The 14,320-nt window shown below is 63.0% G+C and carries 16 protein-coding genes; 6 read left to right on the forward strand and 10 right to left on the reverse strand.

All coding sequences use genetic code 11. The features are described 5' to 3' along the window. Positions 1–76 precede the first annotated feature (76 nt). Positions 77–814, forward strand: coding sequence for an SDR family oxidoreductase (locus ACVTFQ_RS02630; protein WP_112435951.1), 738 nt, complete (start codon positions 77–79; stop codon positions 812–814). A gap of 2 nt (positions 815–816) precedes the next feature. After that, complete coding sequence (locus ACVTFQ_RS02635) at positions 817–1,158, forward strand: Atu4866 domain-containing protein (protein WP_409527940.1); 342 nt, start codon at positions 817–819, stop codon at positions 1,156–1,158. Positions 1,159–1,415: 257 nt separating this feature from the next. On the opposite strand, the gene dxs is transcribed toward ACVTFQ_RS02635, so the two are convergent. Together dxs and ACVTFQ_RS02645 are read right to left on the reverse strand one after the other, a co-directional pair. After that, on the reverse strand, positions 1,416–3,332 hold the full coding sequence (dxs, locus tag ACVTFQ_RS02640) for a 1-deoxy-D-xylulose-5-phosphate synthase (protein ID WP_047508446.1): 1,917 nt from the start codon (positions 3,330–3,332) through the stop codon (positions 1,416–1,418). A 135-nt stretch (positions 3,333–3,467) separates the two neighbouring features. Then, positions 3,468–4,388, reverse strand: coding sequence for a pirin family protein (locus ACVTFQ_RS02645; RefSeq protein WP_111561881.1), 921 nt, complete (start codon positions 4,386–4,388; stop codon positions 3,468–3,470). A 128-nt stretch (positions 4,389–4,516) separates the two neighbouring features. Here ACVTFQ_RS02645 and ACVTFQ_RS02650 point away from each other — a divergent pair, with 128 nt between their 5' ends. Then, on the forward strand, positions 4,517–4,867 hold the full coding sequence (locus ACVTFQ_RS02650) for an HVO_A0114 family putative DNA-binding protein (RefSeq protein ID WP_111561882.1): 351 nt from the start codon (positions 4,517–4,519) through the stop codon (positions 4,865–4,867). Positions 4,868–5,036: 169 nt separating this feature from the next. On the opposite strand, the gene ACVTFQ_RS02655 is transcribed toward ACVTFQ_RS02650, so the two are convergent. The 3 genes from ACVTFQ_RS02655 to ACVTFQ_RS02665 form a co-directional block, all read right to left on the reverse strand. Further along, a complete protein-coding gene (locus ACVTFQ_RS02655; RefSeq protein WP_111561883.1) occupies positions 5,037–5,804 on the reverse strand; it encodes an SDR family NAD(P)-dependent oxidoreductase in 768 nt (255 codons plus the stop codon). A gap of 313 nt (positions 5,805–6,117) precedes the next feature. Then, positions 6,118–6,369: an exodeoxyribonuclease VII small subunit gene (locus tag ACVTFQ_RS02660; RefSeq protein ID WP_047507965.1), complete on the reverse strand. Its 252-nt coding sequence runs from the start codon at positions 6,367–6,369 to the stop codon at positions 6,118–6,120. A 2-nt stretch (positions 6,370–6,371) separates the two neighbouring features. Further along, on the reverse strand, positions 6,372–7,307 hold the full coding sequence (locus ACVTFQ_RS02665) for a histone deacetylase family protein (protein WP_111561885.1): 936 nt from the start codon (positions 7,305–7,307) through the stop codon (positions 6,372–6,374). 510 nt (positions 7,308–7,817) lie between these two features. On the opposite strand from ACVTFQ_RS02665, the gene ACVTFQ_RS02670 reads away from it, so the two are divergent. Beyond that, positions 7,818–8,219, forward strand: coding sequence for an acyl-CoA thioesterase (locus tag ACVTFQ_RS02670; protein WP_047507960.1), 402 nt, complete (start codon positions 7,818–7,820; stop codon positions 8,217–8,219). Positions 8,220–8,227: 8 nt separating this feature from the next. Here the strand turns inward: ACVTFQ_RS02670 and ACVTFQ_RS02675 are convergent, their stop codons facing one another. Genes ACVTFQ_RS02675 through ACVTFQ_RS02685 form a run of 3 tightly spaced genes read right to left on the reverse strand, consistent with a single transcriptional unit; the run spans position 8,228 to position 10,098 of the window. Further along, on the reverse strand, positions 8,228–8,791 hold the full coding sequence (locus ACVTFQ_RS02675; RefSeq protein WP_047507957.1) for a biotin transporter BioY: 564 nt from the start codon (positions 8,789–8,791) through the stop codon (positions 8,228–8,230). A 24-nt stretch (positions 8,792–8,815) separates the two neighbouring features. Then, the gene (locus tag ACVTFQ_RS02680; protein WP_111561886.1) at positions 8,816–9,424 is read right to left on the reverse strand and encodes an energy-coupling factor transporter transmembrane component T family protein; all 609 of its coding nucleotides are present in this window, start codon (positions 9,422–9,424) and stop codon (positions 8,816–8,818) included. Beyond that, on the reverse strand, positions 9,424–10,098 hold the full coding sequence (locus ACVTFQ_RS02685) for an energy-coupling factor ABC transporter ATP-binding protein (RefSeq protein ID WP_111561887.1): 675 nt from the start codon (positions 10,096–10,098) through the stop codon (positions 9,424–9,426). Before ACVTFQ_RS02685 ends, ACVTFQ_RS02680 begins: the two co-directional genes overlap by 1 nt. A gap of 148 nt (positions 10,099–10,246) precedes the next feature. On the opposite strand from ACVTFQ_RS02685, the gene ACVTFQ_RS02690 reads away from it, so the two are divergent. Further along, the gene (locus ACVTFQ_RS02690) at positions 10,247–11,437 is read left to right on the forward strand and encodes a winged helix-turn-helix domain-containing protein (RefSeq protein WP_111561888.1); all 1,191 of its coding nucleotides are present in this window, start codon (positions 10,247–10,249) and stop codon (positions 11,435–11,437) included. Positions 11,438–11,554: 117 nt separating this feature from the next. After that, positions 11,555–11,908 (forward strand): KTSC domain-containing protein, encoded by a 354-nt coding sequence (locus ACVTFQ_RS02695; protein ID WP_111561889.1) that lies wholly within the window; start codon positions 11,555–11,557, stop codon positions 11,906–11,908. A 51-nt stretch (positions 11,909–11,959) separates the two neighbouring features. Here the strand turns inward: ACVTFQ_RS02695 and ribB are convergent, their stop codons facing one another. After that, a complete protein-coding gene (gene ribB, locus ACVTFQ_RS02700) occupies positions 11,960–13,060 on the reverse strand; it encodes a 3,4-dihydroxy-2-butanone-4-phosphate synthase (protein WP_047507948.1) in 1,101 nt (366 codons plus the stop codon). Between the two features lie 10 nt (positions 13,061–13,070). Then, the gene (aroC, locus tag ACVTFQ_RS02705; protein WP_111561890.1) at positions 13,071–14,168 is read right to left on the reverse strand and encodes a chorismate synthase; all 1,098 of its coding nucleotides are present in this window, start codon (positions 14,166–14,168) and stop codon (positions 13,071–13,073) included. Positions 14,169–14,320 lie beyond the last annotated feature (152 nt).

Here is a 14,320-nt window from a genome sequence, read left to right on the forward strand (position 1 = left end):
CGGAAAAGCCGTCTACCGCAACAGGTCTCGTCGGCGCGATCCTGTGTCGGTCAACAGATCGCTTGAGGAGCAAGACATGACCGATATGAACAACAGGGTAGTTCTGATCACAGGCGCCAGCAGCGGCATCGGCGCCGCCACCGCCCGCGAATTGGGGCGCGCTGGCGCAAAGCTGGTCATCGGCGCGCGCCGAACCGACCGGTTGGACGCTTTGAGCGAGGAAATCCGTGCCGCGGGCGGTGTCGTCATCTCGAGAGCGCTCGATGTCACCGACCGCGCCGACATGCAGGCCTTCGTCGCTGCCGCCATTGCCGAGTTCGGCCGCGTCGACGTCCTTGTCAACAACGCCGGCGTCATGCCGCTGTCGCTGATGTCCTCGCTGAAGGTCGAGGAATGGGACCGGATGATCGACGTCAACATCAAGGGCGTGCTCTATGGCGTTGCCGCCGTGCTGCCCGTCATGAACGCCCAGCAATCCGGCCAGATCATCAATGTCTCTTCCGTCGGCGGCCTCGCCGTCTCGCCGACCGCGGCCGTCTATTGCGCGACGAAGTACGCGGCGCGGGCGATCTCGGATGGCCTCAGGCAGGAAAACAAGATCCTGCGCGTCACCTGCGTCTATCCCGGCGTGGTCGAATCCGAACTCGCCGACACCATAACCGAACCCTTCGCCGCCGAAGCCATGGTCGCCTACCGCGCCGTGGCGCTGAAACCCGACGCCATCGCCCGCGCCATCCTCTACGCCATCGACCAACCCGCCGATGTCGACGTCAACGACATCGTCGTGCGCCCGACGGCCAATGCGGGGTTGTGATCATGGTCATCGGTCAATCCCTCGCGGCGGCGCTGATCACCCTTGCCGCCGCCAGCGCTTTCGCCAAGGATATCAACATGCAAACACCTCCCGACTCGACCCACCCCTATATCGGCATGTGGGTAACCGCCGACGGCCGCATCAGGCAGGAACTCCTGCCTAACGGCCGCTATGACGAAGCGCGTGGGACGGTCAAGAGTGCCTATCAGGGGCGCTACGAGGTGAGGGGCCGCCATATCGACTACTGGGATGACACCGGCTTCACCGCCGACGGAGAGTTCGTCAACGACGTGCTCCATCATGGCGGCATGATGTTCTATCGCGACGGCGTGAGGAAGGATTGAGAGACGCTATTCGCGAATGTTGAGGCAAGTGGCGCCCCCCTCTGTCCTGCCGGACATCTCCCCCACAGGGAGGGAGATTGGCTGGGGGCAGCCGCTCGCTCCACGATCATTGTTTGGCGTAAACCTCACCACGAGTCGATCTCCCCCCTTGTGGGGGAGATGCCCGGCAGGGCAGAGGGGGGTAATTCTCGCGCGGAGTTAGCTTACCGAGCAACTCGAAGAGGCCGAGCGTTCACCCGACCCATCAATCAACCCGCTTACCCAGCAAACCCAACAGCCGCCGGCCGCCCAAGCGCCTTGAACACGGTGCCGACAATTCCGGCCCGATCAAGCCCGGCCTGCGCATTCATCACCTCGGGCTTCGCCTGCTCCACCCAGAGATCGGGCATAACAAGCGAGCGCACCTTCAGCCCGTTGTCGAGCAGGCCCTCGGTCGCGAGGAACTGCAGCACATGGCTGCCGAAGCCGCCAACCGCACCCTCTTCAACGGTGATCAGCATTTCGTGGTGCCGCGCCAGCTGGCGGATCAGGTCGTGGTCGAGCGGCTTGGCGAAGCGCGCATCGGCAACCGTGGTCGAAAGCCCTGCGGCATCGAGGTCTTCGGCGGCCAGCATGCAGTCGGCCAATCGCGTGCCGAAGGAGAGCAGCGCCACCTTGGTGCCTTCCTTGACGATACGGCCCTTGCCGATCTGCAGGATTTCGCCGCGAACCGGCATCTCGACGCCCACGCCTTCGCCGCGCGGATAGCGAAAGGAGATCGGGCCGGCGTCATAGGCAGCCGCCGTGCGCACCATGTGCTTCAGCTCCGCCTCGTCGGCGGCGGCCATCACGACGAAGCCAGGCAACGTCGCGAGGAAGGTCGTGTCGAAGGAGCCCGCATGCGTCGGCCCGTCGGCGCCGACGAAACCGGCGCGATCGATCGGGAAGCGCACTGGCAGGCCCTGGATCGCCACGTCGTGCACCACCTGGTCGAAGGCGCGCTGCAGGAAGGTCGAGTAAAGTGCTGTAAACGGCTTGTAACCTTCGGCGGCAAGTCCGGCTGCGAAGGTCACGGCATGCTGCTCGGCAATGCCGACATCGAAACAGCGCGACGGAAACACGCTTGCCAGCTTGTCGAGACCCGTGCCGCTCGGCATGGCGGCGGTGATGCCGACGATCTTGTCGTCGAGCTCGGCTTCCTGCACCAGCGCTTCGGCAAACACATTGGTGTAGCTCGGCGCGTTCGGCTTCACCTTCGCCTGCGCGCCGGTGATGACATCGAACTTGTTGACGCCGTGATACTTGTCGGCGGCGGCTTCGGCGGGTGCGTAGCCCTTGCCCTTCTGCGTCACCACATGGATCAGCACCGGCCCATGCGCATTGTCGCGCACATTGCGCAGCACGGGCAGCAGGTGCTCGAAGGAGTGACCGTCGATCGGGCCGATATGATAAAAGCCCATCTCCTCGAACATCGTGCCGCCGGTCACGTAACCGCGCGCATGCTCGACGGCGCGGGTAATGGCGCGATCGACCGACTTGCCGAGATAGCTGGTGAGCTTCTTGCCGACTTCGCGCATGCCCATATAGGTGCGGCCTGAGGCGAGGCGCGCCAAATAGGCGCTCATGGCGCCCGTCGGCGGCGCGATCGACATGTCGTTGTCGTTCAAGATGACGATCAGCCGCGCATCGAGCGCGCCGGCATTGTTGAGCGCCTCATAGGCCATGCCTGCCGACATAGCGCCGTCGCCGATCACCGCGATGACATTGCGCTTCGAGCCAGAAAGGTCTGCCGCCACCGCCATGCCAAGGCCGGCCGAGATCGAGGTCGAGGAGTGCGCGGCGCCAAACGGGTCGTATTCGCTTTCGGCGCGGCGGGTAAAGCCCGAGAGCCCGCCTTCCTGGCGCAGCGTGCGGATGCGGTCGCGCCGGCCGGTCAGGATCTTGTGCGGATAACACTGGTGCCCGACATCGAAGATCAGCTTGTCGTCGGGCGTGTTGAAGACATTGTGGATGGCGATCGTCAGTTCGACCACGCCGAGGCCGGCGCCAAGATGTCCGCCCGTCTTCGACACCGCGTCGATCATCTCGTCGCGCACCTCGCGCGCAAGCTGCGGCAGGTCGCGATCCTCCAGCTTTCGGAGGTCGGCCGGATAAATGACCTTGTCCAGCAGCGGCGTCTTCGGCGGTTGTGTCACGGGAGGCACTCTTTCTTGTCGTTCTTGTTCTTGTCGTCTTTTCCAGGCGTTTTGGGGCACATAGCCTTTAGGCCATAAGTTGCGGTGAAAGAAGTCGATTTCAAGAACCGCAAGGATCCTTTCTAGAGGAGAACGCTACTCCGGCAAAGGGACGAATTCCTCTTCATCCCCCGGAACGATGTCGAAACGGCCGGTGCGCCACTCCTCCTTGGCCTTTTCGATGCGCTCTTTCGACGAGGAAACGAAGTTCCACCATATGTAGCGCTTCGAGTTCAGCGCCGCCCCGCCGAACAGCATGAGGTGACAGCCTTGGGCGCCGCCCTTGAGCGTGATCGCATCACCCGGGCGGAAAACCAGCAGCTGGTCGGCCGCGAATCGGTCGCCCGCGATCACCACTTCGCCAGACAGAACATAGATCGCCCGCTCCTCATGCGCGGCGCCAAACGGGAACTTCGCGCCGGCATCGAGATTGATATCGGCGTAGAGCGTGTCGGAAAACACGCTGACCGGCGAGGTCATGCCCTCGAACGCGCCGATCACCACCCGCCCGCGCACCCCGCGCTCGTCGATCACGGGCATCTCGCTCTTTTCGGTGTGCGCGAAGGAGGGATCGATCTCCTCCTTGTCATCGGGCAGCGCCAGCCACGTCTGCAGCCCGGACATCAGGAGGGGATGGCCGCGCAGGTTGTCGGGCGTGCGCTCCGAATGCACGATACCGCGCCCCGCCGTCATCAGGTTGATATCTCCAGGCCGGATCACTTTCTCGGTGCCGAGGCTATCGAGATGCCGGATCTCGCCGTCGAACAGATAAGTCACCGTCGACAACCCGATATGCGGATGCGGCTTTACATCGAGCGCCTCATCCGGCTTCAAGATCGCCGGCCCCATCCGATCAAAAAAGATAAACGGCCCCACCAGCCGCCGCTGCCTGGTCGGCAGCGCCCGCCTGACCTGAAACCCGCCGATATCGCTGGTACGGGGGATGATCAGGTTCTCGATGGCGTCGCAGGCAAAGGCATCGCCGGGGAGGGGGTCTTTGCCGGGGAAGAAGGACATGGGTGTCTCCGTTGGCGAAAGTGGTGAGCTTATCGGCTATCGTGCCTGATGACCAGAAGGCAGGCTCGAGGCGATTGACGGGCTATGGCGATCACCGACAGTATGGGCCACGCGAGAGGCAAGGCGATATGAGCAAGAGCATCGACGTACATACTGGCGGTTCTTTCGAGGACGCCGCTAACCGCTTCATCGACGCTTGGCAGCGCGCCGAGGCGGGCCAGCCCGTTTCCGAGGAACATCTGACTTTCGTGGATTGGGAGGTCTTCGCGCGCACGATGACGGCCAAGCGGCTCGAACTGCTTCGTCACCTACGCAGCAATCCGCAGACAAGCATCGCCGCTTTGGCCAAGAGCCTGAACCGCGACTATCGCCGTGTTCACGACGACGTCGATATCCTCTCCCGCGCCGGTCTGATCGAGCGCGATGCCGATGGCCTGCATGCCGACTACGCTGAGATCAGGACGGTAATCGCGCTATAGGTCATGTCTTCGGTATAGGCCGGTATCTTTCGACTGTTGTCGGTGATGTCAGCCAGACGGAGCCATGGCTTGCTAGAAGGCAACTTGGCGGTCTCTTTCGCTAGGCGAGGTTTCTCGATCGGTTCCGAGATGACGTCGACAGCCCATCAAGCGGCGCCGCCCGCAGCGATCACATCGCCGTAAACCCATTATCGACGAACAGATGCGCGCCGTTGACGAAGCTCGATTCATCGCTCGCCAAATAAAGGGCCGCGCGCGCGACATCCTCCGGCTCGCCGATCCGCCCCTGCTGCGCTGCGATCGCGGCATCCGAGACGTCGACGCCGAGTTTTTGCAGGTCGGCCACTTCGCGCAGGCCGTGCGGTGTGCGGATGAAGCCGGGGCAGACCGCGTTGCAGCGGATGTTGCGGTCGCGGAATTCGACGGCGATGGCGCGCGCGAACATGTGCACGGCACCCTTTGTCGTGTCGTAGAGCACTTCCATCGGCGTTGCGGCGACAGCCGAGATCGACGAGGTGCAGACGATCGACCCGCCGCCGGCCGCGATCATCTTCGGCAGCACCGCCTTGGTCATCAGGAACATCGAGCGCACGTTGACGGCATGCAGCCAGTCCCATTCCTCAAGCGTGGTTTCGAGGAACGGCTTGATGACGATCGTGCCGGCATGGTTGAAGAGCACGGTCACCGCGCCATAGCGCGCCTCGATGTCCGCGACCGCCGCGTTCACCGCCGTCTCGTCGGAAACATCCGCCGTCCAGAAATCGGCCTCGCCACCGGCCGCACGGATATCCTTCACCGTCTCAGCCGCCGCCTCGCCATTGCGATCGATGATCGCGACCTTCGCGCCCTCGGCGGCAAACAGCTTCGACGCCGCTCCGCCCATGCCGGTCGCTCCGCCCGAGACAATCGCGATCTTGCCCTTCAATCTATCCGTCATGCTACGTCGTCCCCTCTGGTGTTTTGGGGATGATAGACCGCGATCTGGGCGCTGGCCAAGAGGGTTTGATGGGGATGTTTGCAGAGAGTGGCTACTGCAGGAAAGGGACTTATTCGGCCGCGCCACCTTCACCTCCCTCATTCCTGTGCTTGTCACAGGAATCCAGCCGCCGCACGTCTGCGCGGCGAAAAGAGTCTATCGCGATCAAGGACTTGATCGCGCTGGATCACTGTGACGAGCACAGGGATGAGGGCGGAATATCTGGTTACGCGCCGAGAATATCGGCTGCGCTATCCTCAGCTTGCTGAACGCCTCAAGCCCCGTCCAAAGGCTCCACGCCCTGCGGTTTTCCCGCGCGGTCGAGCCTGATCTTCTCAATCCGGTTTTCAGCGGCCGAAAGCAGCGTCTCGCAATGTTTCTTCAGCGCTTCGCCGCGCTCGTAGATCTCGATGGACTCGTCCAGCGCCACGTCGCCGCGTTCCAGCCGGGCGACGATGCTTTCGAGTTCGGCGACAGCCTTTTCGAAAGAGAGGCCGGAAACCTCCGGCTTGGCGTTGTCGGTCATGCTCAACCCTTCATCATTCTCAAAACATGCAAGCCGGCCGATTCGGCCAAGCCCTCGAGATCATAGCCGCCTTCCAAAAGACTGACGACCCGGTTGCCGGCACTTTTGTCGGCCACTTCGAGCAGCCGGCCAGTCGCCCAGTCGAAGTCCTCGCCGACGAGGTTGATCTGCGCCAGCGGGTCGCGGTGGTGCGCGTCGAAGCCGGCCGAGATGATGATCAGGTCGGGGCGGAAGTCGTTCAGCGCCGGAAGTACGCGGGATTTGAACGCCTCGCGGAAATGCTCGCTGCCGACATTGGGCGAAAGCGGTGCGTTGACGATCGTGTCGTGCGCGCCGGTTTCGTTCTTGGCGCCGCTGCCGGGATAGAGCGGCATCTGGTGCGTAGAGCAGAACAGCACGGACGGATCGTCCCAGAAGATGTCCTGCGTGCCGTTGCCGTGGTGCACGTCCCAATCGACGATCGCCACGCGCTCGGCGCCGTGCCTAAGCTGGGCGTGGCGGGCGGCGATGGCGGCGTTGTTGAAGAAGCAGAAACCCATCGCCTTGGATTTCTCGGCGTGGTGGCCGGGTGGCCGCGAGGCGACGAAGACATTGTCCGCCTTGCCTGTGAAGACGTCGTCGACCGCCGCCATGGCGCCGCCGATCCCTGTCAGCGCCGCCTGCAAGCTTTTTGGGCTGGCATAGGTGTCGGCCTCGAGCTGGTTGATCTCGCCGTCTTCCTCCGGCACCTGCCGCATGACGGCGAAGAGATGCTCTTCCGGATGCGCCAGAAGCACGGCGTCTTCCGATGCCTGCGGTGCCTGCTGGCGGTCCAGCCGGTCGAAATGCGGATGCCCCAGCGCCACGTTCAGCGCCCGCAGCCGGTCGGATCGCTCGGGGTGGCCCTCGGGCGTGATGTGTTCCAGAAAGATCGGATGTTCGTAAAGGCGGGTGCTCATAAGAGCCTTTCCTGGTTAGATTGAAGCATTCTGTTGGCTCAAACGGAGTCGAATGGTCGTCCGGCCGGCGCGCGTCGTAGCCCAAGCATACGGCCAAGCCGGCCGGACGATCAGGCGGCCCGTTTCAGCCAACCCCGGTGGTTTGCTTCGCAAACCAGCTAGGGCCGGGCATCTTTCCGCCAGGATCAAAGGCGATCGGCTCGACCGTACCCCGGGGTATGCCCTTCGCCAATCGCCTTTGCCCTGACGAAAACCTGCTCCGGCAGAATGCTTCAAGCTAACCAGGAAAGGCTCTAAATCACTCTATCTGCCTGCCTCGTCATGTTCCACAGCAGATGGGGTAGGGGCTCGCGATTTCAACAATCCTGCGCTGTCATACGCCTTTCGCCTTCATTTACATAATATTAGCAGGCGATTATTCTTGGGGGACTAAAGCAATTCCAGCAAAAGTGTAGCGCGGTTTTGCGTCCGGAATTGCGCAATAGCTAAGGCTGAGACTGGGGGAAATCGATGAACGCTGCGATGCGCTCCAACATTGTGCAGATCCACGTGCCGTTTCGCGATGTGGATATGAACGGCCAGATGTTCCTCGGCTCCTACATCTCCTATGCCGAATCCGCGCTGGCGAAATTCTGGTCCGAGCGACCGGAACTGGCAGACGAGCCGCTCTATGTGGCGAGCAAGATCACATGCATCCTGCACCGTCCGCTACGCTATGACGAGATGGTGCTGTTTACCACCGCCGTCGACAAGATCGGCGTTCGCTCCGTCGGCTTCATCATCGCGGTGGATACTGGCGATGAGCGCGCCGCCGAGGTCGAGATCGTCTGGCAGGCCCAGACGCGCGAGGACAAGGCGCCGGTCCCGCTGCCTGAAGTGACGCGGGACTGGCTCTACGGTTTCATGAACTAGGTTCTGGCTTAGCCTTTAACCGGCAGCAGCGGATAGCCGGCCATGACCGCGCGGCCGACCAGCGCCGCCACGAAGGCCTTGATCACGTCGCCGGGGATGAAGGCCATCGAGCCGGTAAACGCGGCCTTCAGGCCGATCTGCGCGGCAAAGGCGAGATAGACGATGCCGAAGGCATAGAGCACGACGATCCCGCCCATCATCGCCGCGAAGAAGAAGCCGGTCAGCTGCATGCCGGCCGCCTGGCCATGCTTCACCAGCCGCTCGCTGATATAGCCGGTCGTAAACGCGGCGAAGACCCAGCCGATCAGGAAGCCGGTGGTGGGCGCCGCAAACGCCGCCAGCCCGCCGCGTCCGCCGGAAAGAACCGGCAGGCCGATCGCGACAAGCACAAGCACGATCAACACCGCCACCGTGCCGCGCCGGGCGCCGAGCACCACACCGGCCATCATCACGCCGAGCGACTGCGCCGTGATCGGCACCGGAATGAAGCCGAGCGTGATTGGCGGCAGAATGCCGAGTGCGACGATGATGGCGGCAAACAGGGCGGACAGAACGAGATCTCGGGTGCTCATGATGGCTCCGTGGTTCAACAGGTGCTAATTCACATGCCGCCGAATACCGCGCGCGTCAATCGCAGCCGCGATGTTATCAGCATCCTTCAGCGTCAGGATGATCAGCGGCACCAGAACGGTCGATGGCCTCACCTTCAGCCCGCGCGCATGGTGCGCCTCGGCAATCGCGTGGTAGCGGCCGATGATTTCAGGGACGAAGCGCACCACCAGCCCGACGGCCAGCCCGACATCGTCGGCCCGCACCAGCCCCAGGCGCTCCAGTGGCCGGGCGGCCAGCGTGATCTCGTCCATGAAGGCGGCAATCGTGGTGGTGGCGGTCACGCTCGCGGCAAACAGCATCAGCGCCGTTAGCCGAAGCAGCGCCACGACTGCGCCATGCCAGGGATTGAAGGCGAGGCTGAAGACGGCGACGATGAGAATGGTGAGAAGGATCGGCTTCAAACGCGCAAGGGCTGCACGAACCGGCATGCCAATGCCGAAATAGACGACGCCGGTGGCGACGACGGCCACGGCCAGCAGCGCGATGTTGGCGGTGGCGAATAGCGCGATGCCGAGCACGGCGAGCACGATGAGCTTCACCCGCGCCGAGATCAGGTGCAGCCGGCTATTGCCCTCGACATAAAGCGATTGCATCAGGCCGCGAGCTCCCGGTAGCGGGCGATCGCCTCGGCGGCCGGCGCATCGGCTGCCAGTTGCCCCTGGTGAAACACCAGCACGCGCGGATAATCGGCGATCAGCTCCAGATCGTGGGTGATGACGATGGCGCTTTCGTGCAGGCTCTCGATCAGCCCCTGCACGAGCCCGCGGTTGCGCAGGTCGAGCTGGTTGGTCGGCTCGTCGAGAATGAGAATGTCGGGGCCGGTAGCGAGCACCGAGCAGAGTGCCGCCATCTGCAGTTCGCCGCCGGAAAGCTCGTGCGCGCGCCGCTCGGCCAGATGCCCGGCGTTGAAACGGTCGAGCACCTCGGTCACCCTGGCCTCGATCGCGGCCTTCGCAAGCCCGCGGCTCTTCAGGCCGAAGGCGATATCATCGCGCACGACAGGCAGGATGATCTGGTTCTGTGGCGATTGGAAAATGAAGCCGACATCGCCAAGCGCTGCCTTCTCGTCCGATGTGTCGCGCCCGTTGACGATGACGCGGCCTGACGTCGGCTTGGTCAGGCCATTGATCAGCCTTGCGAAGGTCGTCTTGCCGGAGCCGTTCAGCCCGATGATGGCGATGCGCTTTTCGGTGAGCTCCAACGTCAGCGGCTGCAGCGCAGTCCGCGATCCATAGCTGACACCGGCGCTTTCGAAACGGATATTCACTGCGTCCCCCTGAGGTGAAGCGCCGTTCTATAAACGAATGCGGCCGGAGGGAAGATCAAAACGCGACGCGACTTGACCCCATTGCATCCTCGCCCGAACCCGCCATATTCGGGTGGCTAGGAACATTTTCCGGATTATCATCGCTGCCATGACGAAGCTGATCTCCAATGCCGCCGCCCGCCGCATCTTTCTGGCCAAGCAGGGCTTGAGTGCCCCGCCCAACCGCGTGCTCACCAAACCTGGCCTGCTGCAGTTGATCCACGATCTCGGCTTCGTGCAGATCGACAGCATCCAGTGGGTGGAGCGCGCCCACCACCAGATTCTCTTCTCGCGCAACCAGACCTACAAGCGCGAGCACCTGACCACGCTGCTCGAAAAGGACGGCGCGCTGTTCGAGCACTGGACGCACGACGCCTCCATCCTGCCGAGCAGCTACTTCCGCTACTGGAAGCACAAGTTCCGGCGGGAGGAGGAGGTTTTGGTCGATCGCTGGCGCAAATGGCGCGGCGAGGGCTTCGAAGATGCCTTCGACGAGACCTACGAGCGGGTGAGCCGCGACGGCGCCATCATGGCGCGCGAGATCAAGGCCGATGGCCATGTCTCCGGCGGCTGGTGGAACTGGCATCCCAACAAGACGGCGCTCGAATATTTCTGGCGCACCGGCAAGTTCGCCATCTCGGGCCGCTCGAATTTCCAGAAGGTCTATGATCTCGTCGAGCGCGTCATTCCGGCCGAGTTTCACGAGCCAGAGGTTAGCCGCGAGGAATTCGTGGACTGGGCTTGCCGCAGCGCGCTGACGAGGCTGGGCTTTGCCACCCATGGCGAGATAGCGGCCTTCTGGGCGCTGGTCTCGCCGGATGAGGCCAAGGGCTGGGTCGTCGCCCACCGCGATGAACTGACCGAGATCCTGATCGAGCCGGCATTGGGCGGCAAGCCGCGCCCCTCTTGGGCGTTCTCGGATTTCCTCGATACGCTCGATGACTATCCAGCGGCACCACCGCGCATCCGGGTGCTCAGCCCCTTCGATCCGATGATCCGCGACCGCAACCGCACCGAACGCCTCTTCGGTTTCTTCTATCGCATCGAGATCTTCGTGCCCGAGCCGAAGCGCGAATATGGCTACTACGTCTTCCCGCTCTTGGAGGGCGATCGCCTGATCGGCCGCATCGACATGAAGGCGGACCGCAGGAAGGGCTCGCTCGACGTCAAGCGCCTGTGGCTGGAGCCCGGCGTAAAACCCTCCGCCGGCCGCCTTGAAAAGCTCGCTGCGGAGCTTGATCGCGTCGCCCGCTTCGCCGGTGTCGAGCGGGTCGAGATGCTGGAGGGGTGGCGCGGCTAAGCGATTGTCATCGTTGAGATAGTTCGGATTTTAGATGATTACCGCCTGTTAATCTTGACGGGGGTTTACCATGCTTCTTCGCGAACTTCTTAAGGACCGCGCTCCTACGATGACAGCATGAAAACACGAGCGATCAGATACGCCGCATGGACGGCATGGAACAGCCTCGCCCGCAGGGTCAGAGCACTGATGCGTAACCGTCGCGACGCCCGCGCCGCGGCGACAGGTTCGATCGTTTCGTTGAGCGAGAAGCGTGCGCGGATGAAGCCCGTTACCGTCAAGTCCGCCCTGATCGATGCGGTCTATTTCAGCCAGGAAGATGGCAGATTGCGTGTCTGCCTGAACAATGGCGAGGAACGCATGTTCGAAGGCGTGGCCGAAGCCCATGTCATCGCCATGGTGACGTCTGAATCGCCGGGCAAATATTACATGCAGAACGTCAGGACGCGCTTCAAGCGCATCGCCGCCTGACGAAGGGCGAAACCGGCGGGCCTTACCCGCCGGCTGATCATCTCACCGGCCTTAGCCGATCTCTGTTTCCGCGATCTTGATGCCGAAGCCTTCGAGGCCGACATAGTGGCGCTCGCTGCGGGTCAGTAGCTTGATCGAGCTGACGCCGAGATCCTTCAGGATCTGCGCGCCGAGACCGATTTCCAGCCATTCGCTTTCACGGTTCTGCGCTTCCGCATGGGCTTCGCGGCCCTGGCCAAGCGCCTTGCGGCCGTTGTCCTGGTGACCGACGCCAACAGAACCTTCGCGCAGATAGACGATGACGCCGCGACCCTTCTCGGCGATCTTCTTCATGTAGTGATCGACCGAGCGCTTGCCGAACAGGTCGTCCACGACGCTTTCCGTGTGCAGTCGCACCGGAATGTCGATGCCATCGCGGATGTCTCCGAAGACGACGGCGAGATGCTGCATCGGATCCCAGGGCAGGGAGTAGCTGTGGGCCTTCGCCTTGCCGAACGGCGTCTCGACATCGAAGCTCGCCTGCAGCTGGATCAGCGTTTCCTTGCGCTGGCGGTATGCGATGAGGTCGGCAACGGAGACCAGCTTGAGGCCGTTCTCTTCGGCAAAGCTCGAGACCTGCGGACCACGCATCACGCTGCCGGTATCGTTGACCAGTTCGCAGATCACGCCGATCGGCGGCAGGCCGGCGAGCTTGCAGAGATCGACGGCGGCTTCCGTATGGCCCGAGCGCATCAGCACGCCACCCTCGCGGGCGACCAGCGGGAAGATGTGGCCGGGGCGCACGAAGTCGGAGGCGCCGACATTCGGGTTGGCGAGGTTGCGCACCGTCAGCGTCCGGTCGTCGGCGGAAATGCCGGTCGTCGTGCCGTGCTTGAAGTCGACGGTGACGGTGAAGGCCGTCGTATGCGCGCTATCGTTTTCCGCGACCATGGCATTGAGGCCGAGGCGCTTGGCTTCTTCCTTCGGCATCGGCGTGCAGACGATGCCCGAGGTATGGCGCACGATGAAGGCCATCTTTTCCGGTGTACAGTGAACAGCGGCAACGATAAGATCGCCTTCGTTCTCGCGGCCGTCGTCATCGACGACGACAACGATTTCGCCGGCCTCGAAGGCCCGGATAGCGTCTACGACGCGCTTCTGATCGTAAGGCATGGGAACGTTCCTATTTCAGCCGGCCGGTCTGGCCGCGGTCTCGAAGGTAGTGGTCGGCGATGGCGCAGGCGATCATCGCCTCACCGATCGGCACGGCGCGGATGCCGACGCAGGGGTCGTGGCGACCCTTGGTGCGGATATCGACATTCTTGCCGTCGGCATCGATCGACTGGCGCTCGGTCAGGATCGACGAGGTCGGCTTGATCGCAAAGCGAGCGATGACAGGCTGCCCGGTCGAAATGCCGCCAAGGATCCCGCCGGCATGATTGGACAGGAAGATCGGCTGGCCATCATTGCCCATGCGCATTTCGTCGGCGTTTTCTTCACCGGTGATCTCGGCCGCCTCGAAGCCGTTGCCGATCTCCACGCCCTTGACGGCGTTGATCGACATCAGAAGTGAGGCGATATCCTGGTCGAGCTTGGAATAGATCGGCGCGCCGAGACCTGCCGGAACGCCGTCAGCGACGACCTCGACCACGGCGCCGATCGACGAACCTTTCTTGCGGATGCCGTCGAGATACTCTTCCCAGACGGGAACGATGTCACGATCGGGCGCGAAGAAGGGGTTCTGGTCGACCTGATCCCAATCCCAATTGTCGCGGTTGATCTTGTGCTTGCCGATCTGCACCAGCGCGCCGCGCACGCGAACGCCGGGAACGACCAGCCGCGCGATGCCGCCGGCCGCAACGCGCGCCGCGGTCTCGCGCGCAGACGAGCGCCCGCCGCCGCGATAGTCGCGAATGCCGTATTTCAGATCGTAGGTGTAGTCGGCATGGCCCGGCCGGTACTGGCGGGCGATCTCGCCGTAATCCTTCGAGCGCTGGTCGGTATTCTCGATCAGCATGGAGATCGGCGTGCCGGTCGAGATCATCGTCTCGCCGTCTGCGTCGAACATCACGCCGGAGAGCACCTTGACGAGGTCATCCTCGCGGCGCTGCGTCACGAAGCGCGACTGGCCGGGCTTGCGCTTGTCGAGCCACACCTGAAGGTCTGCAAGCTTGAAACGCAGGCCGGGAGGGCAGCCGTCGACGACGCAGCCAAGCGCCGGTCCGTGGCTTTCGCCCCAGGTGGTTACGCGGAAGAGGTGACCGAATGTATTGTGTGACATATGCTCCGACCGGATCGCGCCGCCGGGCGTCCCCGGGCCGCGCCATTCTTTAAAAAGGCGCGACACTCATAGGCCAAAAGCCGAGAGGGCAAAAGGCTTTCTTTGCGCCAAACCGTCTCCATTGGGAAACGGTGTTTCCTCAAATCCGAGAA

Source organism: Rhizobium sp. O111, assembly GCF_055616315.1.